Source organism: Nocardioides hankookensis (genome assembly GCF_042658885.1).
Taxonomy (GTDB): domain Bacteria; phylum Actinomycetota; class Actinomycetes; order Propionibacteriales; family Nocardioidaceae; genus Nocardioides; species Nocardioides hankookensis.
In genome coordinates, this window is sequence record NZ_JBHSRJ010000001.1 from 18,684 (window position 1) to 43,749 (window position 25,066).

General features: G+C 72.2%; 22 protein-coding genes. 12 read left to right on the forward strand and 10 right to left on the reverse strand.

The annotated features are described in order from the left end of the window. Positions 1–14: 14 nt before the first annotated feature. The 3 genes from ACFPYL_RS00080 to ACFPYL_RS00090 are packed head-to-tail and all read right to left on the reverse strand — an operon-like array spanning position 15 to position 4,629. Complete coding sequence (locus tag ACFPYL_RS00080; RefSeq protein ID WP_379149114.1) at positions 15–2,504, reverse strand: hypothetical protein; 2,490 nt, start codon at positions 2,502–2,504, stop codon at positions 15–17. After that, entirely contained in the window at positions 2,501–3,715 is a 1,215-nt protein-coding gene (locus tag ACFPYL_RS00085) for a glycosyltransferase family 4 protein (RefSeq protein ID WP_379149116.1), read from the reverse strand. The genes ACFPYL_RS00080 and ACFPYL_RS00085 overlap by 4 nt, the downstream gene beginning before the upstream one ends. Further along, on the reverse strand, positions 3,712–4,629 hold the full coding sequence (locus tag ACFPYL_RS00090; protein WP_379149118.1) for an NAD-dependent epimerase/dehydratase family protein: 918 nt from the start codon (positions 4,627–4,629) through the stop codon (positions 3,712–3,714). Before ACFPYL_RS00090 ends, ACFPYL_RS00085 begins: the two co-directional genes overlap by 4 nt. A gap of 168 nt (positions 4,630–4,797) precedes the next feature. Here ACFPYL_RS00090 and ACFPYL_RS00095 point away from each other — a divergent pair, with 168 nt between their 5' ends. Then, a complete protein-coding gene (locus tag ACFPYL_RS00095) occupies positions 4,798–6,054 on the forward strand; it encodes a hypothetical protein (RefSeq protein WP_379149119.1) in 1,257 nt (418 codons plus the stop codon). Here the strand turns inward: ACFPYL_RS00095 and ACFPYL_RS00100 are convergent. After that, complete coding sequence (locus tag ACFPYL_RS00100; protein ID WP_379149121.1) at positions 6,051–8,243, reverse strand: HelD family protein; 2,193 nt, start codon at positions 8,241–8,243, stop codon at positions 6,051–6,053. The two genes, ACFPYL_RS00095 and ACFPYL_RS00100, sit on opposite strands and share 4 nt — an antisense overlap. A gap of 47 nt (positions 8,244–8,290) precedes the next feature. Then, the gene (locus ACFPYL_RS00105) at positions 8,291–9,037 is read right to left on the reverse strand and encodes an enoyl-CoA hydratase family protein (RefSeq protein WP_379149123.1); all 747 of its coding nucleotides are present in this window, start codon (positions 9,035–9,037) and stop codon (positions 8,291–8,293) included. A gap of 113 nt (positions 9,038–9,150) precedes the next feature. Here ACFPYL_RS00105 and sigK point away from each other — a divergent pair, with 113 nt between their 5' ends. Genes sigK through ACFPYL_RS00140 form a run of 7 tightly spaced genes read left to right on the forward strand, consistent with a single transcriptional unit; the run spans position 9,151 to position 16,753 of the window. Beyond that, a complete protein-coding gene (sigK, locus tag ACFPYL_RS00110) occupies positions 9,151–9,768 on the forward strand; it encodes an ECF RNA polymerase sigma factor SigK (RefSeq protein WP_379149125.1) in 618 nt (205 codons plus the stop codon). Continuing rightward, positions 9,765–10,508: an anti-sigma factor gene (locus tag ACFPYL_RS00115; protein ID WP_379149126.1), complete on the forward strand. Its 744-nt coding sequence runs from the start codon at positions 9,765–9,767 to the stop codon at positions 10,506–10,508. Before sigK ends, ACFPYL_RS00115 begins: the two co-directional genes overlap by 4 nt. After that, on the forward strand, positions 10,505–12,475 hold the full coding sequence (locus ACFPYL_RS00120; protein ID WP_379149128.1) for an FAD-dependent oxidoreductase: 1,971 nt from the start codon (positions 10,505–10,507) through the stop codon (positions 12,473–12,475). Before ACFPYL_RS00115 ends, ACFPYL_RS00120 begins: the two co-directional genes overlap by 4 nt. Beyond that, on the forward strand, positions 12,472–13,707 hold the full coding sequence (locus ACFPYL_RS00125; protein WP_379149130.1) for a class I SAM-dependent methyltransferase: 1,236 nt from the start codon (positions 12,472–12,474) through the stop codon (positions 13,705–13,707). Before ACFPYL_RS00120 ends, ACFPYL_RS00125 begins: the two co-directional genes overlap by 4 nt. After that, the gene (locus ACFPYL_RS00130; protein WP_379149132.1) at positions 13,704–14,900 is read left to right on the forward strand and encodes a class I SAM-dependent methyltransferase; all 1,197 of its coding nucleotides are present in this window, start codon (positions 13,704–13,706) and stop codon (positions 14,898–14,900) included. Before ACFPYL_RS00125 ends, ACFPYL_RS00130 begins: the two co-directional genes overlap by 4 nt. Beyond that, the gene (locus ACFPYL_RS00135) at positions 14,893–15,687 is read left to right on the forward strand and encodes a DUF1295 domain-containing protein (protein ID WP_379149134.1); all 795 of its coding nucleotides are present in this window, start codon (positions 14,893–14,895) and stop codon (positions 15,685–15,687) included. The genes ACFPYL_RS00130 and ACFPYL_RS00135 overlap by 8 nt, the downstream gene beginning before the upstream one ends. Before the next feature lie 10 nt (positions 15,688–15,697). Continuing rightward, positions 15,698–16,753, forward strand: a complete 1,056-nt coding sequence (locus ACFPYL_RS00140) for an acyltransferase family protein (protein WP_379149136.1) — start codon at positions 15,698–15,700, stop codon at positions 16,751–16,753. A gap of 10 nt (positions 16,754–16,763) precedes the next feature. Here ACFPYL_RS00140 and ACFPYL_RS00145 read toward each other — a convergent pair whose 3' ends face one another. Next, positions 16,764–17,156, reverse strand: a complete 393-nt coding sequence (locus ACFPYL_RS00145; protein ID WP_379149138.1) for a PLD nuclease N-terminal domain-containing protein — start codon at positions 17,154–17,156, stop codon at positions 16,764–16,766. 60 nt (positions 17,157–17,216) lie between these two features. Between ACFPYL_RS00145 and ACFPYL_RS00150 the strand changes: the two genes are divergently transcribed. Further along, the gene (locus ACFPYL_RS00150; protein WP_379149140.1) at positions 17,217–17,780 is read left to right on the forward strand and encodes a protein-L-isoaspartate O-methyltransferase family protein; all 564 of its coding nucleotides are present in this window, start codon (positions 17,217–17,219) and stop codon (positions 17,778–17,780) included. Positions 17,781–17,782: 2 nt separating this feature from the next. Here ACFPYL_RS00150 and ACFPYL_RS00155 read toward each other — a convergent pair whose 3' ends face one another. Beyond that, positions 17,783–18,412: a hypothetical protein gene (locus tag ACFPYL_RS00155; protein ID WP_379149142.1), complete on the reverse strand. Its 630-nt coding sequence runs from the start codon at positions 18,410–18,412 to the stop codon at positions 17,783–17,785. A gap of 77 nt (positions 18,413–18,489) precedes the next feature. Between ACFPYL_RS00155 and ACFPYL_RS00160 the strand changes: the two genes are divergently transcribed. Next, positions 18,490–19,263 carry a tyrosine-protein phosphatase gene (locus tag ACFPYL_RS00160; protein WP_379149144.1) on the forward strand — a complete coding sequence of 258 codons (774 nt, stop codon included), beginning with the start codon at positions 18,490–18,492 and terminating at the stop codon, positions 19,261–19,263. Between the two features lie 16 nt (positions 19,264–19,279). After that, complete coding sequence (locus ACFPYL_RS00165; RefSeq protein ID WP_379149146.1) at positions 19,280–20,743, forward strand: ArnT family glycosyltransferase; 1,464 nt, start codon at positions 19,280–19,282, stop codon at positions 20,741–20,743. On the opposite strand, the gene ACFPYL_RS00170 is transcribed toward ACFPYL_RS00165, so the two are convergent. From ACFPYL_RS00170 to dinB, 3 genes are read right to left on the reverse strand one after another with little or no spacing between them, the layout of a single operon-like run. Next, positions 20,731–21,759 carry a YihY/virulence factor BrkB family protein gene (locus ACFPYL_RS00170; RefSeq protein WP_379149148.1) on the reverse strand — a complete coding sequence of 343 codons (1,029 nt, stop codon included), beginning with the start codon at positions 21,757–21,759 and terminating at the stop codon, positions 20,731–20,733. The two genes, ACFPYL_RS00165 and ACFPYL_RS00170, sit on opposite strands and share 13 nt — an antisense overlap. A gap of 9 nt (positions 21,760–21,768) precedes the next feature. Next, positions 21,769–22,545, reverse strand: coding sequence for a carboxymuconolactone decarboxylase family protein (locus ACFPYL_RS00175; protein ID WP_379149149.1), 777 nt, complete (start codon positions 22,543–22,545; stop codon positions 21,769–21,771). Between the two features lie 5 nt (positions 22,546–22,550). Then, on the reverse strand, positions 22,551–23,780 hold the full coding sequence (dinB, locus tag ACFPYL_RS00180) for a DNA polymerase IV (RefSeq protein ID WP_379149151.1): 1,230 nt from the start codon (positions 23,778–23,780) through the stop codon (positions 22,551–22,553). Positions 23,781–23,844: 64 nt separating this feature from the next. On the opposite strand from dinB, the gene ACFPYL_RS00185 reads away from it, so the two are divergent. Further along, on the forward strand, positions 23,845–25,065 hold the full coding sequence (locus tag ACFPYL_RS00185; protein ID WP_379149153.1) for an endonuclease: 1,221 nt from the start codon (positions 23,845–23,847) through the stop codon (positions 25,063–25,065). The last annotated feature ends 1 nt before the right edge of the window (position 25,066 follow it).

Sequence of the window (25,066 nt, forward strand, 5' to 3'; positions counted from 1 at the left end):
GGTCCCGGACCCGCTCAGGCGCGGGAGTCGACGGCGACGACGCCGACGAAGTTCGGGTTGGCCGCCGAGAGGGCCCGGTGACCCGCGTCGAGCTGGCGCCGGGTGTCCGTGCCCAGCCGTGCGACCAGGAGGACCGGCCCGTCGGGGCTCTCGACCCCGGGCGCGCCGACGGGTGGGCTGAAGCGGACGTGCGAGGGATCCTCGACGCCCACCAGGAGCCCGTCGCGCAGGTCGTCGATCGCCGCGGTGCCCACGGGCACCAGGGTCACCGTCCTGCCGCTCTCGGTGGCAAGCCGGTCGATGAGGCCGCCCAGCGCCCAGCTGCCGCTGCTCGGCACCGCGGCAACCAGACCGTCGTCCCCGCTGACGGCGGTGACGTCGTCGGAGAATCGGAGCGTGCGGCTGCCGATGCCCAGGAAGCCGACGACCGCCGCTGCCAGGCCAGCGAACGCGATCGCCAGGAGGATCACGGTGGACGTGCTGGTGCCGCTCGAGGTCAGCGAGACCGGGTCCGGCACCGTCGAGCGATGGTCGGCCAGCGCCTGCAGGTAGGCCTGCTCCACCTTCAGCTCGGCCAGCGTCGCGATCGCCCGGTCACCCGTGTTGTCACCGATGAGGTCGATCCCCTGCTGCACCGACGTGAGCCGCTGCTGCGCCTGCTCGGCGATCGACTCGTCGTACGCGTCGGTCATTGCCTGCGCGTAGGCGGCGGCCGCGGTCTGGGCGCGCTCGGGGGTCGGGGCGGTGACCCGGATGTCGACGGCCGCGCCGGGGTCGGGCAGCACCGTGGTCACGATCGTGGTGTCGTCGACCACGTCGCCCAGTCGCTCCGTCGTCTCGGAGCTCTTCAGGTCGGACGCCAGCTGGGCGCCGGGCGCGGAGAAGACGGCGCCATTGCTCGTCACGACCGTCGGCGTCGCGACGCTGACGTCGTACGTCGCTGCCTCACCGCCGCGGGCGCCGGCGAGCCCGATCACGGCACCGAGAACGGCCGCCGCCACCACGACCCACCAGCGTCGGCGAACGGCAGCGAAGGCACGGGCCAGGTCGCTGGTGATGGGAGTGGTCATGGCGCTGACTCCTGATGTCGGGATGGTCATCTTCTTCGGGGGTACGACGGGGTGGGGTGCGCCGCCGGCGACCTGAGGTTCTCGGCCGAACAGCGTCGCAGGCAAGCAGAGGAGCGCCGGGATGACCAGCAGCTCGATCACCACGGACCGGATCGCCTCCGGGCCGGTGCGCAACATGATGACGGGCAGGCCGGCGGCCGGGAGCACCGCGGCCGGCAGGGCGAAGGCGGAGAACACCGCGCCACCCGGTCGGAAGGAAAGCCGTTGGAAGAAGGCCAGTGCCACGCCGAGCAGCAGACCGGCGACCAGCACCCCTGCCGGACCGACGCGCAGCCACCACGCGGCGACAGGGTGGATCGTGAAGACCTGGTCGGCCGGAGCGTTGACGAGAGTGGTGTAGAGGACGTAGCTGTTCGCCGCCAACGGCTCGCGGATGTCGGGGCCGTAGCGTAGGACCCCGACCAGGGACATGTGCGACGCGACCTTCTCGGCACTGTTCCCGACCTGGGCCAGGACGTTGCTCGGGTCCTCGAGGTTCGCGACCAGGCTGCCGGCGATCGCGCTGGGGGTGGTGAGGCCCCCACCCCGGGCGTTGCCGATGGCACCGAGCCCGAGGAGCGCGGCCACCGAGAGCGCCACCAGCATGAGCGTGAGGCCGCTGCGGGTGCGGCCCTCGCTCGGCAGGTAGCGCCACCGCGCCCAACCGGCGGCCACGCCGGCCATCACGACGAGCAGCACCGCCCGGTTGCCGAGCAGCGCGTTCTCGCCGACCACCTCGGCGAGCATCACGAGATAGCTGCCCCAGATCAGGAGCCGGTGCGCGGGACGGTAGCTCATCCGTCCGCTCTGGAAGCCGAGCCACAGGGCGAAGCCGGTCGCGAGGGCGTACGACGTCGAGATGTTGAGGTACTGGTAGATCCGCAGCTCGCCACTCAGCGACCCCTTCACCGTGCGGGTCGCCTCGTACAAGCTGCCGGCGCCGCCGTTGGCCGCGACCAGCTCGCGCACGATGAAGACCTTCGCCGCAGTCAGCCCGGCGATGATGACGAGCATGCGTGGATGGGCGAAGCGCTGCGAGAGGCGCTCCCAGGCCGGGAGTGCCTCGGCGCCTCCGGCACGGTACGGGCGGGACAGCACGATGAACGTCCCGATGCCGATCAGCAGGAACACGCTGTAGGCCAGCAGTGCCAGCGCGTAGACGCCGTCGATGCTGACCGGGAACAGCCGGTCCTCGAGATAGGTGTAGACCGTGCCTCCGGCGACGCGCTTGGCGACCAGGAAGGAGACTGCGCCGACGAGGGACCAGTACGCCGCGAAGGTCAGCACCAGGATCGAGCCCGGGTCCCGCGTGCGCCGGAACGCCAGGAGGGCGAGCGCGCCGTAGGAGACCAGGACCGCGACGACGCCGATGAGGAGGACGTCAGCGAGACTCATGGGGCGCTCCCGCACAGCTCGACGAGCCGCATCGCCGACACGTCGCGGTCGAACTCGCCGGCGACGCGCCCGCGCGCGTGCACGACGACCTCGGCCGTCCGCGCGGGATGTGCCGCGACGTCCTCGAGGGCCGCCCGCAGCGCGTCGGGGTCGCGGTCCGCGACCAGCCAGCCGCACCCGTCGAGGACCAGGTCGGGGATGGAGCCGGTGCGGGTGGACACCACCGGACAGCTGTTGGCCATGGCCTCGATCAGGACGACCGGGATCCCTTCCTCCTGGCCGTCGTCGGTGCGGATGCTCGGCAGCACCACGACCGGACGGTGCTCACGGAGGAAGCCTCGGAGCACGCTCAGGTCGACGACGCCGTGGAGCGTGGTGTGCTCAGCGAGCCCGGCCGCCTCCAGCCTCGTCTCGAGGTCCGCCCGGAGCGGACCGTCCCCGAAGAGGTGCAGCTCGAGCTCCCGACCCCCCGCGACCCACGGCTGCAGGGCCTCGATGAGGAAGCGGTGCCCCTTCTTCTCGACGAACCCCCCGGGACAGCAGAGGACCGCGTGCGCCGCACCGGTGGCCGGCGCCGGCGGCGGCATCTCCACGCCGGTCCGGATCAGGTGGACCGGGCAGTCGGGACGGTCGGACGCGGCGACCCGGGCGCGCATCAGGCGCTCGCCGAGCTCGTCGGCGACGCGGAGGAACGCCGCCCGCTCGATCTTCGCGTCGAGGGCGTTGCCGGCATCGATGTCCCACCGGTAGCCGGTGGCGCTCCACGGGACGCCCGCGATCCGGCCGGCGACCATCGCGATGGTGGCCTGGTGCGCGTACCAGTACGCGTGGATGTGCGTCACCCGCCGCTGGCGCGCCAGCGCGGCGACCCAGAGCGCCTTGGGCACCGAGATCACGTTGGAGCCGAGGTTGCGCCACGACCCGGACGCCACCAGCGCCCCGGTCACCGCACGGATGCTCACCACGGGACGGCGGAGCAGGGTCCGCAGCGCCCCGAGCGCCACCCGTGGGCTGAGCAGCGGCTCGCCGACCACGTGGTCCACCAGACCACTGGCGACGGCTCCCGCGTTCGGCACGTCGGTCGCCATCCGCGTGGGGACGACGACGACGTCGACCCCGTGGCGGACCATCGTCTCCAGCTCGTCCTGGACGAAGGCCTCCTCGGTCGTCGAGTAGGGAGAGCGACCCGTGATCGCCAGCAGTCGAGTCATCCCTGCTGGGGTCCCGCCGACGACCGATCGGTCCGCAGCCAGGCGATGACCTCGCCGATCGAGTGCTCGAGGTCGGCCTCAGGCGTCCAGCCGGTCAGATCGTGGAACGGAGTGTTGTCGAGCTCCACCGAGTCCGGGTCGAAGCCCGAGGCCGGCAGGTGCTCGACTCGCGCACCGAGCCCGGTCGCCGTCTCCAGCAGGGAGATCAGCTCCTTGATGCTGACCGGTCGCGGGCCGCCGAGGTCGAACGCACCGTGGACCTCGTTCGTGATCGCCGCCTGCACCGCCCGCGTGAGGTCGCTGACGTGCAGGTAGTCGCGGGTCGCCGAGTCGGGACCCAGCACCCGGATCGGCTCGTCGCGCAGCATCGCGTCGGCGAAGACACTGACCGCGCCGAGCCCGCGCTCGGGGCGCTGACCCGGGCCGTAGACCGCGGTCGGGCGGATCGTCGTGAGGGCGTAGTCGAACATCTCGGCGTGCGCCTCGAAGATCCCCTCGGCCACCGCCTTCGCCCATCCGTACGCCGGTGGGGCCGACGTCCGCTGCCGGATGGCGGTGATCCCGCCGCCGGAGCTGATCAGGACGACGCTGCGCACGCCGGCCAGGCCGGCCGCGAGGGCGACGTTCGTGGTGGGGACCAGCGAGTCGCGCAGCTGGCCGGCGTAGTCGTTGCCCGCGCTGCGCGGGTGGCCCGTCCAGGCCGCATGGACGAGAGCCGCGACACCGGCCTCGACCAGGCAGGCGGCCAGGGCGTTCGGGTCGGAGAGGTCGTCCACGACACGGTCCCGAGCGGGTTCACCGGTGCGCTCGATCGCGACCACGCGGTGCCCGTGGCTGCGCAGGGTCGCCACCACGTGCTGTCCGATGAATCCGCCTGCTCCGGAGACGGCGACCGTCGGGCGCGGAACAGTCATGCGCAGGACACCTCTCCCCGTTTCGGTGTGTGAACCGGTCCGACCAGGCCCACGAGGCCGTGTCGTCCAGGGAGCAGCGTAAGTGGATACTGTTCCAGGCGGGTCATCGGACCCACCCTGAACGCGATGCGAAGGCCAGTCGGATTCGGAGTGACGTGGGAACAACCTGTGGCTGACGGACCTGCTTCTCGGCCCAGCACCGGCGCCTCGCTCGTCGTCACCTTCGCCAGCATCGCGGCTGCGGCGCTGGGCAACGTCGCGGCGTACAAGGTCGTGGCGCTCCTGGGCGATCCTGTGCTCCTGAGCGACTACTCCGTGGATCGTCGCTACCTCGCCTTCCTGATCCCCGTCCTCGCGCTCGGCGGTGGCGTCGCGATCCCACTGCGGATCGCGATCAGGCCGGTCATGGAGGAGAGCCTCCGGATCCTCTACCTGCAGCTCGTGGCCGCCGCGGGCGTGGCACTGCTCCTGCTGGCGTTGCTCGCCACCCCGGGCGACCCGCTGGGCTCGCGGCTGCCGGACGACACGCTGCGCCTCGCCGCGATCGTGGTGATGGCCTACGCGTCCAACTGCACCGCGATGCTCTACGGGTTCCAGCGCGGCCTGATGCGCTTCCGGGAGGGTGCCTGGCTGCTGGTCCTGGCCAACGGCGTCTTCCCGGCCGTCGCCGCGGTGGCCGTGGTGCACAGCGTCGAGCTGACGTTCCTGATCTGGGCCGCGTGCAGCGGGGTGCTCGCCGTCGTCATGCTCGGCCGGCTGCCCCGGCCGACACGGGGGAGCATCCCGAACCTCGGCTCGCTCGTCAGGTCCGGCCTGGGACGGGTCCCCGGTGACCTCGCGTACGCCGCACTCTTCCTGCTGCCGGTGAGCGAGTACGCCGCGGCCGATGCGCCGACCCGCGAGGCCGTCTTCAACTACTTCTTCGTGATGCTCGGGGTCCTCACCGCTGCGGCGTCGCCCATCGCGATCGTGATGCTCCCGCTGATCGGGGCACGGGTCGCCACGCACGGTCGGGCGGCGGCCCGGCGGGTCGTCCTGGCGAACTTCATCGTGGCCGTCTCGTGCGGCCTGGTCGTCTTCGGCGCCCTGCGATGGGTCGCCGGACCGCTGCTGACGCTCCTGCTGTCGCGCGAGTACGCCGGGGATGCCGACCTGCTGTCGGCGTTGGCTCCCGCCGCGCTGGGCGTGGCGTTGTTCGTGTTCTTGCGGACGACGGTCGACGGGCTGGGCGAACGACCGCTCGTGGCCGGGATCTGCGTGGTCGCGCTGGCGGTCTTCGTCGGCCTGCGGCTGGCGACCACCGGCTGGTCGCTGGAGTCCAGCCTCGTCCTCTCGACCAATGTCAGCCTCGGCATGCTGGGTCTCGTGACGGCCTCGGTCTCGTTGGTGATGTTCACCCGGCCGAGCGCCGTGGATCCTGGCTAGCCGAGCGTCGTCAGCAGCTGGGTCGCGCGGGTGAGCACGACGTAGAGGGTGGCCCGACCGGTCACCGACTCGTCCTCGATCTCCTGGGGACGGACGACGACGATGCCGTCGAACTCGAGGCCCTTGGTGTCGAGACCGGTCAGCACCACGATCCGGTCCTCACCGGACGGCGTCACCGTCGAGTCCACGGCCGCCCGGGCGCCGGCCGCGTCGTCGGCGTGCTCCGGCCAGGACGCCAGCCACGCGTTGACCTCGGAGCGCCGCGCGGCCGGTACGACGATGCCCACGGTGCCGGCGACCTGGCCGGCGATCGACGCGACCGCCTCGCGGGTCGCGGCCTCCAGGTCGGCGACGCCGGTGCGCACGACCGGGTCGACGCCGGTCGAGCGGACCGCCGTCGGCAGGTCGACGTCGAGACCCACGCGCTCGGCGTACGCCGCGGCGTGCGCGTAGATCTCGGCGGAGTTGCGGTAGTTGGTCGAGAGGTGGAACTCGTGGAGCTCCTTGCCCTCGAGGGCCGCGGCCCGCGCGGCGGCGGACTCGGCCGGGACCGGCCACGACGACTGTGCCGGGTCGCCGACGATCGTCCAGGACGCGGAGCGACCGCGCCGGCCGACCATCCGCCACTGCATCGGCGTCAGGTCCTGCGCCTCGTCGATGAGCACGTGGGCGAAGGGGTCGTCCTCGATCCGGTGCGTCGGCGGCGCCCAGGCGCGACCGGTCGGCGCGAACTCGCGGTCGGCAGCGGTGAAGAGCTCCTGCATGTCGATGCCACCGTCGAGGAGGCCGGTGTCGCCGAGCTCAGCCTCGTCGTCCGTGCGCGCGGGGACGTCGCCGATGGCGTAGCGGAGCTCGTCGAGCAGCGGGATGTCCTCGACCGAGAAGTCCTGCGCCCCCTCCGAGACGTTCGCCCACGACTTGGCTAGCAGCCGCTGCTCCTCGGGGCCGACGACACCGTCGCCGACGCGGGCGAGGAAGTCGGGGTCGCGCAGCCAGTCGAAGACCTCGGTGGCGTCGAGCGGCGGCCACCAGCCGGCGGCGAAGTCGAGGAACGCCTGGTCCCCCATCATGTCGTCGTCGAACGCCTCGCGGCCCCGGTCGCGGCCGCGCTCGCCGCGCACCTGGCGCCACATCGCGTCGAGCAGCGTGCCCACGACGCGCGGCAGCTGGCGGTTGCGCCGGCCCTGCGACATCAGGCTGCGGCGGATCGTCCCGAGCTGGCCGCGGGTCAGCACGATGGTGTCGTCGCGCCAGAAGATCCGGAACTCCGTCGGGCTGCCGGGCGCCTGCTGCCGCGCCGTACGCCGCACCAGCTCGGCCATCGCCGCGGAGCCCTTGACGTCGGCGACGGCCGGCTCGTCGTGCCGGGTGGCGCGCACGCCGTCGACGACCTCGCCGAGGGAGCGCAGCGCGACCGCGGTCTCGCCGAGGCTGGGCAGCACCCGCTCGATGTAGCGCATGAAGACGCCGCTGGGGCCGACGACGAGGACGCCGCCGGTCTCGTAGCGTCGACGGTCGGTGTAGAGGAGGTACGCCGCGCGGTGCAGCGCCACCACGGTCTTGCCGGTGCCGGGGCCGCCGGAGATCGAGACGACGCCGCGGCCGGGAGCCCGGATCGCCTTGTCCTGCTCGGCCTGGATGGTGGCGACGATCGAGTGCATGGACCGGTCGCGGGCCCGCGACAGCTGGGCCATCAGCGCGCCCTCGCCGATGATCGGGAGCTCGGTCTCGACCTCGGCGTCGAGGAGCTCGTCCTCGACGCCGACGACCTCGCGGCCGGCGGCGCGCAGCACGCGGCGGCGTACGACGCGCTGCGGCTCGGCGGCGGTGGCCTGGTAGAACACCGCGGCCGCCGGGGCCCGCCAGTCGATCAGCAGCGAGTCACGGTCGTCGTCACGCAGCCCGATGCGGCCGATGTAGCGCGGCGCCGGGTCGAGCTCGGGGAGCATGTCGAGGCGGCCGAAGACGAGGCCCTCGTGGGCGGCGTCGAGCTGGGCGATGCGGCGAGCGGCCTGGAACACCATCGCGTCGCGCTCCACCAGCCCGCCCTCGTGGCCGAGCCGCCCGCGGCTGTGGCCCTCCTTGGCGAGCTCCTGGGCCGCCTTCGCGGACACCTCCAGCTGGCGGTAGACCCGGTCCACGAACGCCTGCTCGGCCGCGATCTCCCGCTCGACCAGCTCTTCCGACACGCCTGTCCCCTCAACCCGATCAGCGAGTCGACAAGCCTACCTGCCGTCTACTTCTTCCGGGAAAGGAACGCCGTCATCGCCTCGCGCGCCTCGTCGGACGCGAAGAGTCGCGAGGACAGCTCGGCCATCTCGTCGCCGTGGGCGTCGATCCGGGCGAGCAGGTCGCGGTTGAGGATCCGCTTCGACTCACGCAGGCCCTGGGCGGCGCCGGTGGCCAGCGACGCGCACACCCGCTCGACCTCCGCGTCCAGGTCGTCGGCGGGGACCGCGCTCGTGACCAGGCCGTACGCCGCCGCCTCGGTGCCGCTGAAGACCTCGCCGCCCAGCGTCGTCAGCGCCGCCGCACGGGGATTCATCCGGGCGTGCACGGTCAGCGAGATGATCGCCGCCGCCAGACCGAGCTTGACCTCGGTGAGGGCGAAGGTGGCGTCCTCGGCCGCGACCACGATGTCGGAGGCCGCGACGATCCCGATGCCGCCGGCCCGGACCGCGCCGCCGAGGCGGGTGACGACCGGCTTGTCCATCGACACGATCAGCCGCTGGAGCGCCACGATCTTGCGGGTCCCCTCGTCCATGCCCTCCGAGGAGGCCTCGGACAGGTCGGCACCCGAGCAGAAGACCCGGCCCGACGAGGTGATCAGCACGACCCTCACGTCGGGATCCTCGGCCGCGCGCTCGAGGGCGGCGAACAGCTCGGACACGAGCTGGCGCGAGAGTGCGTTGCGGTTGTGCGGTGAGTCGAGGGTGACGGTCGCGACCGCGCCGGTGGTGTGGAGGTGCACGAGCTCGGGCATACGTTCATCCTGCCGCAACGGTTGTGCGAAAGACTTGCTCACCCTGACCAATCCGTCTCGGGACGGGTACCGAACCACTCCCGACCGACTACGCGTGGGCAAGGACCATCGACATGGATCACCTCCGACCGGTGAGCACCGGGCATCCGTCAGCTGACGGCGCCCCCGGCGCGGCTCCGGGCGCGTCACCCGACCTCTCCGACCTGCTCCGGCGGGCCGGACGGGCCGACGAGGCCGCCTTCGCCGTGCTGTACGACGCGATCTCCCCCCGCGTGTACGGCCTCGCACTCCGGGTCGTCCGCGACCCGGCGCAGGCGGAGGAGGTCACCCAGGAGGCGCTCCTGGAGATCTGGCGCACCGCGGGTCGCTACGACCCCGACCGGGGCAGCCCGTTCGCCTGGATCCTGACCATCACGCACCGCAAGGCGGTGGACCGGGTCCGGTCGGCGGAGGCCTCGACCCGCCGCGACACGACGTACCACCAGGGCCACCAGCCCACCGAGAGCGACACGACCGCGGAGGCGGTCGAGGCCTCGCTCGAGGCGCACCGCGTCCGCGCAGCGCTCAAGACCCTCACCGAGGTGCAGCAGGAGGCCATCGGCCTCGCCTACTTCGGTGGCTACACCCACACGGAGGTGGCGACCATGCTCGACCTGCCGGTCGGCACCGCCAAGACACGGATACGAGACGGGCTCATCCGTCTCCGCGATGCAATGGGGGTCGGCTCATGACCACGCCGAACGACATCCACGCCCTCGTCGGCGCGTACGCCGTCGACGCCGTCGACGACCTCGAACGGGCCGCCTTCGAGCGGCACCTCGCCGAGTGCGCCGACTGCCGCGACGAGGTCGCCAGCCTCCGCGAGGCGGCGGGCCTGCTCGCCGAGACGGCGTCCGCCCAGCCGCCGGCCGCACTGCGCGACCGGGTGCTCGCCGGCATCGCCACCGTCCGGCCGCTCCCGCCGGAGGCCCCCTCGTCGACGCCTGCTTCGTCGGCGCCGCACCGTCGTCAGGGACGTGGCGCCCGGTTTCTGGCCGCGGCGGCCGCGGTCGTAGTCCTGGGCGCCGGCGCGACGGTCGTGTGGCAGCAGCCCTGGCAGGACTCCACGTCCGAGACGCCTTCCGCGACCGACGCCGTGCTCACGGCGGCGGACGCCCGCAGCTCGTCGCTCGACTTCCCGGGCGGGGCGAAGGCGACCGTCACCCACTCCGACTCGCTCGGCGAGGCAGTCATCGTCACCGAGAAGATGCCGCCGCCGCCGAAGGGCATGGTCTACCAGCTCTGGCTCGACCAGCCGGTCAGCGGGATGGTCTCCGCCGGCCTGATGCCGGTCAAGGCCGACCAGACGGTGCTGCTCACCGGCAACGCCGCCACCGCCCAGGGCGCCGGCATCACCGTCGAGCCCGAGGGCGGGTCCGACCACCCGACCACGAAGCCGATCGCGCTCTTCGACTTCGGGGACAAGGCATGACCGCAGGTCCACGACGGATCGCCGTCGTCGGCTCCGGCGTGGCCGGGCTGACGGCCGCGTACGTCGCGTCCCGGACGGCGTCGGTCACCCTCTACGAGGCCGACGACCGGCTGGGCGGGCACGCCGACACCCATGAGGTGGACGGTCTCGCGATCGACACCGGGTTCATCGTGCACAACGAGCGCACCTACCCGACCCTGCTGCGGCTCTTCCGCGAGCTCGGGGTCGCCACCCAGCCCTCGGAGATGTCGCTCTCGACCCGCGACGACGCCACCGGCCTGGAGTGGGCGGGTGCGCTCGGCCTGCGCGGGCTCTTCCCGACCCACCGCAACCTGGGCCGGGCGGCGTACCTCCGGATGCTCACCGAGGTCCCGCGCTTCCACCGTCGCGCCCGCCGCCTCATGAGGAGCGAGGGAGCCGACCAGACGTTGCGGTCGTTCCTCGACGACGGCGGCTTCTCGCCGTACTTCCAGCGGCACTTCATGGAGCCGCTGGTCGCGTCGGTGTGGTCCTGCGACCCGACGGTCGCGCTCGACTACCCCGCCCGCTACCTCTTCACGTTCCTCGACCACCACGGCATGCTCGGCGTCTTCGGCTCGCCCGAGTGGCGCACCGTCACCGGCGGCTCACGCACGTACGTCGAACGGGTCGGTGCAGCGCTCGCCGAGGTCCGCACCGGCACCAAGGTGACCTCCGTCCTGGAGACCGACGGCGGTGTCGAGGTCACCGACGGCAACGGCGTCGTCTCGACGTACGACGGCGTCGTGGTCGCGACGCACCCCAGCCACGCCCTGGCGATGCTGGCCGAGCCGACCACCGCGCAGCGCGACGTGCTCACCGCGCTCCCCTACTCGCGCAACGTCGCCCTCCTGCACACCGACACGTCGGTGCTGCCCCGGGCCGAGCGGGCCCGCGCGTCCTGGAACTTCCGGCGCCCGGTCGACGACTCCGCTGGCCGTCAGGGCAGCGTCACCGTCACCTACGACCTGACGCGGCTCCAGCGACTGCCCACCGACACCCACTACCTGGTGACCCTCGGCGGCGAGGACCTGGTCGACCCGGCGACCGTCATCGACCGGATGGAGTACGAGCACCCGCTCTACACGCCCGACTCGGTCGCCGCCCAGGCCCGCCTGGGCGAGATCGACACGACGCGGATCGCCTTCGCCGGTGCCTACCACGGCTGGGGCTTCCACGAGGACGGCGCGCGCTCGGGCCTGGCCGCCGTTGAGCGGCTGGGGTTCGGATGGGGGGAGCCCCAGCCGCCCACCCCGACCGGTCTCTACGCGACGACGATCCGGCACACCCGCCGCCAGCCGTGGAAGCGGTCCTTCACCCACCACTCCCACACCTGGCTGGTCGACCTCGACGAGCTCCCCGACCACGGTGTCCTGGGGACCTTCGAGGCCCGTGACCACCTCGGCGACCCGGACCGGACGATCCGTGACAACCTCGCCGCCTTCCTGCGCCTGCACGACGTCGAGCTCGGCGCCGGACGCGTCCTGATGGCCGCCCAGCCGCGGGCGTTCGGCTTCTGCTTCAACCCGATCAGCGTCTTCTGGGTGACCCCCGAGTCCAGCCCAGGAGTGACAGAGCCCTGCGTCGTGGTCGAGGTGCACAACACGTACGGCGACCGGCACGCCTACCTCGTCCACCCGGACGAGCGGGGCCGGGCCACGACCCCCAAGCAGATGTACGTCTCGCCGTTCCACGGCACCGACGGCACCTACGAGCTCGTCGTGCCGGTGCCCGGCGACGAGCTGGTCGTCAGCGTCAACCTGACCACCGACGACGGCGCGCGATTCAGCGCGTCGCTCACTGGGCACCGCGCTGACACCGGGCCGCTGCGTGCGGCGCCGGCCGCGCTCCGGGGCGCACTGCTCATCCGCCTGCACGGGATCGCGCTCTGGCTCCGCCGGCTCCCGATCCGCCCCCGACCCGACCACCACCAGGAGGGAGTCCGGTGACACTCACCCCGACCCGACCCACCCCCGGCGCCTGGCCCGGCCTCGACGCCGTACCCGGCGGACCGCGCACCGCGATCTCCGCCGCCGTCGCCCGCCGCCTCTTCCTCTCCGCGATCCGCCGGCTCCCCGTCACCGTGCACCTGCACGGGGAGGCGCACGGCCTCGGGGGGCCGGAGATGACCGTCCTGCGCCCCGACGAGTTCTTCGAGCGCCTGGGCCGCGACGGCCTGATCGGCTTCGGCGAGGCCTACCTGACCGGCGCCTGGGACGCCGAGGACCTCACGCCGTTCCTCACCGTGCTCGCGGCGGACGTCGCCGACCTGGTCCCACGGTCGCTGCAGCGCCTGCGCGCGCTCGTGCAGCACCGGATGCCCCGGGCGCACCGCACGACGAAGGACCAGACCCGCGAGCTGATCGCGCACCACTACGACCTGTCCAACGACCTCTTCCGGCTCTTCCTCGACGAGTCGCTCAGCTACTCGTCCGCCTGGTTCGACGGCGACCCCGAGGGCGACCTCCGCGAGGCCCAGCTGCGCAAGATCGACCGGCTGCTGGACGTCGCGCAGGTCGGCGAGGGCACCCGGGTGCTCGAGATCGGCACCGGCTGGGGCGAGCTCGCGATCCGGGCCGCCGCGCGCGGTGCGACCGTCCGGTCGGTGACGCTCTCCTCCGAGCAGCAGGCCCTGGCCCGCCAGCGGATCGAGGCGGCCGGCCTGACCGACCGCGTCCAGGTCGACCTGTGCGACTACCGCGACGTCGACGGCGAGTACGACGCCGTGCTCAGCGTCGAGATGGTCGAGGCCGTCGGCGCGGAGTACTGGCCGACGTACTTCGCCACCATCGACGGCCTGCTCGCCCCCGGCGGCCGGGCCGGCATCCAGGCGATCTTGATGCCGCACGACCGGATGCTGGCGACGCGCGGCAGCTTCACCTGGATCAACAAGTACATCTTCCCCGGCGGCTTCCTGCCCTCCGCGCAGGCGATCGACGAGGTGACCCGCGAGCACACCTCGCTGCGGGTGACCGACCGGATGGCGTTCGGGCAGGACTACGCCGAGACGCTGCGCCGGTGGGACGACACCTTCCTCGAGCGTGCCGACGAGGTGCGCCGGCTCGGCTTCGACGAGACGTTCCTGCGGATGTGGCACTTCTACCTCTGCTACTCGCGGGCCGGCTTCGCGTCGGGCTACCTGGACGTGGAGCAGGTGCTGCTGGAGCGGACGGCCGGATGAGGCCCGTCGCACCCGCGCTGGCCGAGGCGCTCGCGCCGTTCGTCGGTGGCGACCTCCCCGTGCGCCTCGAGGCCTGGGACGGCTCTGCCGCCGGCCCGGTCGACGCACCCGTCGTGGCGCTGCGCTCGCCGGACGCCGTACGCCGGCTGCTGTGGCACCCGGGCGAGCTCGGAGCCGCGCAGGCCTACGTCACCGGCGAGCTGGACGTCCCCGGCGACCTCGACCAGGCGCTGACGCATGCCTTCGCCGTCGCGAGGGAGCGTGGGCTTCCCCGGCGCCGACCGTCTCTGACCGCGGTCGCGCGCGCCGTCCGCACCGCCGGCGGCATCGGCGCCCTCGGCCGGCCGCCGCGCACCCCGCCGTCGCAGGTCCGCGCCGCCAAGGACCACTACAACCTCTCCAACGAGTTCTACGAGCTGATCCTCGACCCGTCGATGGCCTACTCCTGCGGCTACTACAGCTCCCTGGAGATGTCGCTCGAGGAGGCCCAGCACGCCAAGCTCGACCTGGTCTGCACCAAGCTCGGTCTCCAGCCCGGCATGCGGATGCTCGACGTCGGCTGCGGCTGGGGCTCGCTGTCGCTGCACGCCGCCGAGCACTTCGGCGTGACGGTCACCGGCGTGACCATCGCGTCGGAGCAGAAGGCGTTCATCGACAAGCGGATCGCCGACCGCGGCCTCACCGACCGGGTCGAGATCCGGGTGCAGGACTACCGCGAGATCCCCGAAACCGGATTCGACGCGGTCGGCTCACTCGAGATGGGCGAGCACGTCGGGCGCCGCCACTACGCGACGTACGCCGGGGTCCTGCACCGCGCCGTGCGCCCCGGCGGTCGGGTGCTGGTCCAGCAGATGTCGCGCCAGGGCCGCAACGGCGGGCGCCATCCCGGCGGCGGGCCGTTCATCGAGGCGTTCATCGCGCCGCACATGCACATGCGACCGCTCGGTGAGACGGTGGCGTACCTCGAGGCCGGGGGGCTCGAGGTACGCGACGTCCAGGCGCTGCGGGAGCACTACGTCGACACGGTCGCAGGCTGGCTCGAGAACTTCGACGCCCACCTCGACCGCCTCACCGCGCTGATGGGCGAGGAGGTCGTGCGGGCGTGGCGGCTCTACCTGGTCGGTGGCTCGATGGCCTTCCGGGACGGCAGGATGGGCGTCGACCAGATCCTGATGGAGCGACCCGTTGCCTGACTTCCTGCTCGTCGCCGGCCTCTCGCTGGCAGCAGCGGTGGTCGTGATGACCGTGACGGCCCTGGTCGCCGCGCGTGTCGGCCGGGTCTCCGTGGTCGACACCGCCTGGGGCATCGCCCTCCTGGTCGTCGCCCTCGCCTGCGCCGCCTTCTCCGGCACCTGGCAGAGCTGGGTGCTCGTCGTGCTGGTCGGCGTGTGGGCCGGCCGGCTCTCCTCCCACATCTTCACGCGCTCCCGCAGCCACGGCGAGGACCCGCGCTACCTGGCCGTCCTCGGCGGTCCGTTGCCCGAGGTCGGCATGGGCGTCGCCGTACGCCGGGTCTTCCTGGTGCAGGGCGCCGCCGTCTGGCTGGTCTCGCTCCCGCTCCAGGCCGCCGCCGTCGCCGGGCTCGACTGGTCGTGGGCCGTCTGGCTCGGCGTCGCCGTCTGGGTCGTCGGCGTCGTCGTCGAGGCCGTCGGCGACGCCCAGCTCGCGGCGTACAAGCGCGACCCCGACCGCGGCCCCGTCATGGACCGCGGCCTCTGGTCGTGGTCCCGGCACCCCAACTACTTCGGCGACGCCTGCCTCTGGTGGGGCATCTGGCTCGCCGGCGGGCTCGCCTCCGGCTGGCTCGCCGGGCTGGCCTCGCTGCTCTCGCCGGTCGCGATGACGGTCTGGCTCGTCTGGATCACCGGCGCCCGCCTGCTCGAGCGGACCATGATGAAGCGCCCCGGCTACCCCGAGTACGCCGCCCGCACCTCGATGTTCGTCCCGCTCCCTCCGAAGCGTCCCGGAGCCGTGCCCTAGGGTGCTGCGCATGAAGGACGAGCCCGTGGTGGTCCCCGGACGGGGTCGCATCGCCGGCTTCGACGGGCTGCGTGCCATCGCCGTGGCAGCGACCATCTCGACCCACCTCGGCCACAAGTGGGCCGACGGGGTCACGATGTTCTTCGTCCTGTCCGGGTTCCTCATCACCGGCCTGTTGATGAACTCCGGGGACCGGAGCGTCTGGCGGTTCTGGGGACGGAGGGTGCTGCGTCTCTACCCAGCGTTGGTGCTGTACCTGATCGCGGTCGCCGCCTTCGGCGTCCTGGGCTGGGCGACAGTCCCCTGGGAGGCCCTGGTCGCCGGCGGCTTCTACCTCACGAACTACGCGCCGTTCCCCGCGCTGGCGCGGGAGACCTCGCACCTGTGGTCACTGGCGGTCGAGGAGCAGTTCTACGTGCTGTGGCCGCTCGTCATGGTCTGGGGACGGCGCATCGCGCTGCCCCTGGCGATCGCCGGCGTCTGCGCCTCCTGGTGGTGGCGCACCTACCCGCCCGCCGACCTCAACCACTACGTCGACCGCTACTTCCTGCCGGCCGCGGACGCGATCCTGATCGGCTGCATCCTGGCGCTCCTGGTCTGCGCTCGGCCCGGGCACCGCGTGGTGCGGGCCGTGGCGCACACGCCCGTGACGCTCGTGGTCAGCATCGCCGCCATCGCCGCCCCCCTGCTGTCCGACAGCCTGTGGATCGACGCCAACTACCTGGAGATCCAGCGGCTGGCGATCGCGCTGCTGCTGCTGTGGGTGTGCGGCAACCAGCGTTCGTGGCCGGTGCGCCTGCTCGAGGTCCAACCGATCCTCTACCTGGGCACGATCTCCTACGGCATCTACCTGTGGCAGGGGCTGTTCGTGCGCAACGGCCCGATCGATCCGGTGATCGTGCTCCACGAATGGCCCTGGAACGTGCTCGCCACCGTCGCTGCGGCGACGTTGTCCTACGAACTGGTCGAGCGCCGGTTCCTGCGGCTGAAGGACCGCTTCCGCCCGCGCCCGGCCGAGCCCCGCGGGACGGAGCGCACGTCGGGCGGCATCGGCTCCACCCCCTAGCCGCGTCCCCCTACGACGCGCCGTCGGCAGTGCCGTCGGCCTCGCGCTCGCGCTTCTTCTGCTCGTCGTACGCCTTGCGCTGCGCCTCGGCGCGCTCGCGCACGCCGCGGAGGAACTCGGCGTCCTTCTCGGGGTCGACGGCGGCCGCGCGGCCGGGGCGGTCGTACTCCGGGAAGCCCGGCTGCTCGCGCTCGTACGCCGAGCGGCGGGCGTTGGTCGACTTCGGCCGACCGACGACGAGCCAGGCGATCGAGCCGACGAACGGGAACAGCAGGATGATGATGACCCACGCGACCTTGGGCAGGTTGCGGACCCGGTCCGCGGGGCTACCGATCGAGTCGACCAGGCAGAAGACCCAGAGGGCGAGCGTGACGATCCCGAAAAGACCCTCGATCTTGATCACGGCGAGAGTGTGACGGATCGCAGGCCCCCGCGTCAGCAGATCGGTGGAAGACTCGGGCAGATGGACGGCGACCGGTTCGCGGACGCGTTCGCGGCGGTGCCGCGCGAGTGGTTCCTGCCGATCCGGGAGCAGCAGCGTTCGGGGTACGACGGTCCGATCGCGATCGGCAGGGGGCAGACGAACTCCCAGCCGCGCACGGTCGAGGCGATGCTGCGGCTGCTCGACGTCCGTGCGGGTGACCGGGTCCTCGACGTCGGCTCCGGCTCCGGCTGGACGACGGGCCTGCTCGCCCACCTGGTCGGCCCGGACGGCAGCGTACGAGGGCTGGAGCTCGAGCCCGACCTGGTCGCCTTCGGCCGCGCCAACCTGGGCCACGGCGAGTGGCCGTGGGCGCGGATCGACCCGGCCGCTCCGGGCACGCTGGGCGACCCGTCAGCGGCGCCGTACGACCGGGTCCTGGTGTCCGCCGAGGCGGCCGCCCTCCCCACCGAGCTGGTCTCGCAGCTCGCCGACGAGGCGCGGATGGTGCTGCCGGTGGCCGGCGAGATGCTGCTGATCGAGCGCACCGCCGGGGAGGTGCGCGTCAGCCGGCACGGGCGCTACCGGTTCGTGCCGCTGCGGTGAGCTCAGGGTGCGTACGCGTACGCCTCGAACGAGACCCAGTGCGAGCCGTGGACGGGGCGCCACGAGCCGACGACCTCGTAGTCGGACTGCCAGTGACCCTTGACGCAGATCGAGCTGAGGCAGGTGTCGAACTTGGCGTTGTGGACCGCGATGTTGCCGCGCACGCTGTGGTCGAGCTTGAAGCCGTGGATCATGCTGCTGCCGTAGGTCAGGTGGATCGCCAGCCCGGTGTGGTCGCGCCCCATGTACGGCCCGGCGTACGGCCGCAGCGACGGCACGACGGACGCGGAGAAGTGCGTCCAGTGGCCGCCGCCGGTGCGCCACGAGCCCGCCACGTGGGTGTCGGTGGTCCACGTGCCCCGGGTGCAGAAGCCGTTGTGGCAGGTCTCGTGCCACGCGGCGCCGGCCACGTGGGCCCCGCCGATCGTGTGGTGGTTGATCGTGAGGTGGGACATGTAGTTGCCCGAGAAGCTGAAGGTGACGACGCGGCCGGCGTGGTCCACGCCGGAGTAGTTGCCGTGGGCGGGGAGGACCGCCTTGGCGTCGGCGCCCGACGTGATCGCGGTGACGGCGACGGTCAGGCCCGTCGCGACGGCGAGTGCGGCCAGCACGGCCATGAGCTTGCGCAACATGTCCGGCACGGTAGGCGAGGTCGAGCGTTCACATCCCGGAAAGCCGGACGTATCTGGACCACCCTTATGCTGCGCGGGTGAGCGACACGACGGTCCCCGACGAGCTGGTGCGCCTGGCGTCGGCCGACAACTTCCGCGACGTGGCCGGGACCGGCCCGGGCTACCCGACGGTCGACGGCGGTCGGGTCCGGCGCGGCGCCTTCTTCCGCTCCAACGAGCTCCAGCTCAGCTCCGCCGACGCCGGCGTGCTCGCGGACCTCGGGGTCACCCGCATCCACGACCTGCGCGGCCAGATGGAGATCGAGGCGCACCCCGACGTCGAGGTGCCGGGCGCCGTCTGGCACCACGTCGAGGTCTCCGGCATCCCGATGGAGATGATCTCCGGCCTCGAGGACGCCGACGCCGCGGTCCGCGTGATGCGCCAGGTGTACGACGTGTTCGTGCGCGCCCCCGAGGCGCGTGCGTCGTACGCCGCACTGCTCACCGACCTCGCGACCGGCCCGCTGCCGCAGCTCTTCCACTGCACGGCCGGCAAGGACCGCACCGGCTGGGCGGCCGCGCTGCTGCTCGAGATCGCCGGGGTCGACCGGGCCACGATCATGGCCGACTACCTGCTCACCAACACGTTCTCGTCGGCGACGCGCACCAAGTACCTCGCGCTGGTGGCCGAGCACCTGGGCGCGGAGAAGAAAGCCGTCTACGAGCCGACGATGCTCGTCGAGGAGTCCTACCTGCAGACGGCGTACGACGCGGTCGACGAGCTCTACGGCTCCGTCGACGGCTACCTGCGCGACGGCCTCGGGCTCGACGACCTGCTCCTCGCTGAGCTGCGCGACAGACTGACCGCCTGAGGTCCACCATGGGTGCGTGAGTCGCGCGCCGTACGCCGTCCGTGAGGTCGCCGCGGTCGTCGTGCTGCAGGCCGTGGCGCTGGTCCTGCTCGCGCCGCGCTACGGACCGCACCGCGACGAGCTCTACTTCGTCGTCGCCGGGCAGCACCTCGCGTGGGGCTATCCCGACCAGCCGTCGTTCACCCCGATGCTCGGTGGGCTCGCCGACCTGGTCGCTCCGTCGGGGCTGGTCGTGCTGCGCATCCCGAGCGTCCTCGCGGTCGCGGCCGTCGTGCTCCTGTCGGTGCAGCTCGCGCGGCTGCTCGGTGCGCGGCGGGCCGGCCAGGTGCTGACCGCGGTCACGGTCGCCTTCTCCGCGCTGGTGCTCGGGCTCGGCCACATGCTCTCGACGGCGACCTTCGACCTGCTCTTCTGGACGGCCGTCCTGGTCGTGGTCGCGCAGGCCCTCGCGGACGAGCGCCCGCGGCTGTGGCTGCTCGCGGGAGTCCTCGCCGGGATCGGCCTGAACAACAAGCACGCCGTCGTCTTCTGCCTGCTGGGGATCCTGGTCGGCGTCGCCCTGGTCCGCGAGACGCGGCCGGTGCTGCGCACGCCGTGGCCCTGGATCGCCGGGCTGGTCGCCCTGGCGATGTGGGTGCCCAACCTCGTGTGGCAGGCGCAGCACGACTGGCCCGTCCTCGACCTCTCGGCCGACATCGCCGACGAGTACGGCGGCCTCGGCGGTCGGATCGGTCTCGTGGCGCAGGCCTTCGTGATGTTCAGCCCCGTGATCGGCGTGCTCTGGGTCTACGGCCTGGTCCGGCTGCTACGCCGACCCGACTGGGTCCGTCTCCGGCCGCTGGCGATCGCCTTCCTCGTCGTGCTGGTCGTCTTCCTGGTGACCGGCGGCAAGGGCTACTACCTCGCCGGCCTGGTTCCGCCGCTGATCGCCGCGGGCTGCACCGACCTCGCCGAGCGCTGGTCGACGCGCAGGGTCACGATCGCCGGTGCCGTCCTGGTCGCGTCGGCGGCGGTCGCCTACCCGGCCGTGGTCCCGGCGGTGCCCGCCTCGACGTTCGCCGGCTCGGTCTGGGCGGACATGAACGACGTCCAGCTCGACACGATCGGGTGGCCCGACTACACCGACCAGGTCCGAGCCGTGGTCGACGACCTGCCGCCGGAACAGCGACGTACGGCGATCGTCTTCACGAGCAACTACGGCGAGGCCGGGGCGATGTCCTGGTACGACGTCGGCCTGCCCGTCTACAGCGGCCACAACGGCTACCGGGCCTGGGGGCCGCCGCCGGACGACGCACTACCCGTCGTCGCGGTGCTCCAGGGCTCGCCGGAGGGCGCCTTCGAGGGCTGCGAGCTGAAGGCCCGCCTGCGCAACACGGCGGGCGCCGACAACGAGGAGGTCGGCGCCGGGATCTGGGTCTGCGCCGGCCCGGTCGGCTCGTGGTCGTCCGCCTGGTCGCACCTGGTGCACTACGACGCGTGATCGGCGTCGTCGTCCGGCTCGGCCTGGACGATGCGCAGCTTCTGCGTGTCTGTGAACGTGACCTCGACGGTCTCGAACCCCTTGTGGCGCTGGGCTCTCGCATATCCGATGTAGGCGCGCCGATCCGCCTCGGTCAGCTCCACGTTGTCGGTGAACGGCGTCAGCAGCGCCCGCGGCCACAGCCGCCGCTCGAGCACCACGTTGACCTCGATGCCGAGGACGCCGAGGGCGGCGGTCAGCCAGATGAGGCCGATCAGACCGAGGACCAACGCGAAGGTCTGGTTCATCCCGACGGTCTCGCCGATCACGTTGGTGACGTAGACGGTGCCGATCTTCTGGAGCCCGATCCAGAGCAGTGAGGCGGTGATGGCTCCCGGGATGGAGCCGCGCCAGATGTTGTGGCTGCGCGCCGCCCCTACCCGGAAGAGCGCGGTGAGCACGAGGGTGTTGATCACCACCGTGAGCAGGGTGATCGGCCACTTGTACGACGACACCGTCTCGCCGAGCACCTCGGTGTTGGCGGCCAGCGTGGAGAGCACCGAGATCGTCAGCACGGCGATGCCCGCCGTGAGGAGCAGGAAGAGGCTCTTGAGCCTCAGCAGGATCGGGTTGGGCCGGCTGTTGCGCGGCACCGACCAGGCGATGTTGAGTGCGTTCTGGAGCGCCTGCCCGAGGCCCATCGCACCGTAGAGGGCCACCAGACCACCGATGATCACGACCGTCACCGACCCCTGGAGACCCTCGGGCCGCCCGAGCTGGTCGCCGATGATCGGGAACTGGGCGAGCGCCGAGTCGAGCAGGTCCTGCTGGAGGTCCGAGTTGCCCTCGAGGAAGAAGCCGAGGACGGACGACCCGAGGAGCAGCAGCGGGAAGATCGCGATGAAGGCGTAGTAGGTGATGATCGCGGCGAGGTAGTTGCCCTGGTCGTCGAAGTACTTGTAGATCACCGCGACCGGATAGCCCAGCACCGACCAACGCTGCTGGGCGCGGTCGGCGCCGTCGATGACCTTGCCCACCCGCACACGCTACCGAGGTTCGGGCGGCACCACCGTCAGGTTGCCGTCGGCGTCGGTGCTGAACAGCTCGACCCCGTCGGTCACGGTCGCCGCGTCCGCGCCCAGCGCGACGGCGATCTTGTTGGCCGCGTTGCGGGCAACGTCGAGCACCACCTCGACCACCTGCTCGGGCGCCAGGTGGGCCTGCGCGTCCTCGACGACCTGGTCCGGCACGAGGTACGGCGTCCAGATCATCGCGTCCGTGAGGCCGAGCGCGGCCTTGTACGCCGGCGGCAGGTCGCTGTCGGCGTACGCGTCGACGGCCTCGAACGTCGCCTCGTCGGCACCGGCCTCGAGCGCGGCCACCGACCGGCGGGAGCGGCACAGCCGGCACTCGTGCTGACGGGCACCACGCAGCCGCACCAGCTCGGTGAGCACCGGGTCGAGGGTGTCGAGGCGCGCCACCTGCCGCATGAACTCCTCGATCAGCGGCCACAGCTCCGTCGGCTCGCCGAGCTCGCCGCCGCCCCAGGTGCCACCGAGGACCTCGCCGGACACGATGGCGATCCGCGGCCAGTAGTCGTCGACGTAGATCGTCTGGGCGACCTCGAAGGCCGTCGGCCCGGTCGCCTCGAGGAAGCGGCGGCGCAAGTCGTCGTCGATCACCGACACGTCGACCCCGAACTGGTCGGCGAAGTTCTCCACACGCGGGTCGTCGAGATCGATGTCCAGGGCGGTGCGCGCGGCGCCGACGGCGGCGAGCGCGGCCGCGACCTCGGGGGCGTGCTCTTCGATCGGGTTGGACATGGCGGTCAGCGTAGACGCGGGCGGGGACGGTGGGTGGGCGGTCCGGGGTCGGGCAGCGTGGGCATCTCGAGGCCGGCGTGGCGGCCGACGAGGACGGCCCGCTTCACCGAGCTCGACCCGAACTTGTCGCGCACCCGGTCCAGCGCGAGGTCGAGGCTGCCCGCGGCGGTCTCGGCCGCGAAGAGCGGCAGCTCCAGCTGCTCCTCGCCGCTCGCGTCGACCAGGCCGGAGATGGTGATCCCGAGGAGCGTGCACCCGCGCTCCTCGATCAGCGGCCAGGCGACGTCGAGCAGCCCGCGCCCGGTCTCCAGCCAGGTCGCGGTCGAGGCCGTCGACCGCGGGATCGTCGACGAACGGGTCGCCCGGGTGAAGTCGTCGAACCGCAGGCGCAGCGTGAAGGTCCGCCCGATCCGCTCCCCTCCACGCAGCCGCCGGGCGACCCGGTCGACCAGCCCGGCGAGCAGCGCGTCCAGCTCCTCGCGGCTCTTCGCGCGCCCGGCCCGGCCGATCGCGGCCTGCGAGCCGATCGAGCGCCGCCGCCGGCCGACCTCGACCGGGCGCGGGTCGCGCAGGTTGGCCAGCGCCCACAGGTGCCGCCCGGCCGCCTTGCCCACGGCCGCGGTCAGCTCGACCTCCTCGCGACGCGCGAGCTCGCCGATGGTGCGGATCCCGTCGGCATGCAGCTTGGCAGCGGTGATCGCGCCGACGCCCCAGAGCCGCTCGACCGGCAGCGGGTGCAGGAACTGCTGCTCACCGTCCGGCGGCACCCGGAGCAGCCCGTCCGGCTTGGACACGGCGCTCGCGACCTTGGCGAGGTACTTGGTGCGCGCGATGCCGACCGAGATCGGCAGCCCGACCTCCGCGCGCACGCGGGCGCGCAGCGCGGCGCCGATGGTCTCGGGGTCGCCGACCAGCCGGCGCAGCCCGCCGACGTCGAGGAACGCCTCGTCGATCGAGATGCCCTCCACCAGCGGCGTCGTGTCGTCGAAGATCTCGAAGACCGCGCGGCTCGCCTCGACGTACGCCGTGAAGCGCGGCGGCACGACGAGGGCGTCGGGGCACAGGCGCTGGGCCTGGCGACCGCCCATCGCCGACTTCACGCCGTACGCCTTCGCCTCGTAGCTCGCCGCCAGCACGACCCCGCCGCCGACGATGACCGGCCGTCCCTGCAGCCGCGGGTCGTCGCGCTGCTCGACCGAGGCGAAGAACGCGTCGAGGTCGGCGTGCAGGATCACCCGCCCATGATCGAACACATGTTCGACTCTGGCAAGACCGGGCGCGGTGCCGCAGGATGTCGGCATGGCATCCACTCTCGGGACCCTTCGCCCTGCCCACCCCCCACGCTCCGCCGGACCCGTCGCCGTCGTCGGCGTCGCGGCCGCCGTCCTCACGGTCGTCGCCGCGATGCTGCTCGTGCTCCGGCCGTCCTCGGCCGACGCTGCGACACCGATCACCGTCGCCTCCGCGATCTCCTCCAACAGCGGCACCCAGACCGTGCGCGGGTACGTCGTGGGCCAGCCCACGGCGACCAGCACGGTCGTCACGAGCAACTACCCCAACGACTACGCGCTCGCGATCGCTGACTCCGCGAGCCAGACCAGCACGTCGAACATGCTCTACGTCCAGATCCCGTCGGCCTTCCGGTCGGCATGGGGGCTCAAGTCCAACCCCGGCCTCCTCGGCACCCGCATCGACGTCACGGGTGCGCTCGGCGCGTACTTCTCGCACCCCGGCATGACCGGCACGACGGCGTTCGCGCTCGCGTCGACCACGACGACGCCCACCCCGACCCCGACCCCGACACCGACGGCCACCACGACGAGCGGGCCGTACGACGGCACCTACTACGCCCCGGCCATCGGCAAGACGGGCGCCGCGCTCCGCACCGCGCTGCACGGCATCATCGACGACCAGACGAAGCTCTCGTACGCCGGCGTCTGGGACGCACTGAAGGTCACCGACGCCGACCCCGCCAACAGCAGCAACGTGATCGAGTTCTACTCCGGCCGCTCGGTCCCGAAGTCGTCGAACGGCGGCGGCGTCGACGACTGGAACCGCGAGCACGTCTGGCCGCAGAGCCACGGCGACTTCGGCACCTCCGCCGGCCCCGGCACCGACCTGCACCACCTGCGCCCCGAGGACGTGACGGTCAACGGCACCCGGAGCAACAAGGACTTCGACAACGGCGGCACGGCGGTCGCGCAGTGCACCGACTGCTGGAGCGACGCCGACTCGTTCGAGCCCCGTGACGCGGTGAAGGGCGACGTGGCGCGGATGGTCTTCTACATGGCCATCCGCTACGAGGGCGGCGACGGCTTCGCCGACCTGGAGGTCAACGACACCGTCAACGGGTCGACCGCGTTCCTGGGCCGGCTCTCGGTGCTGAAGGCCTGGAACCAGGCCGACCCGCCCGACGCTCGTGAGAAGACGCGCAACGACGTCATCTACACGACGTACCAGCACAACCGGAACCCGTTCATCGACCACCCCGAGTGGGTGGCCGCGATCTGGGGCTCCTGAC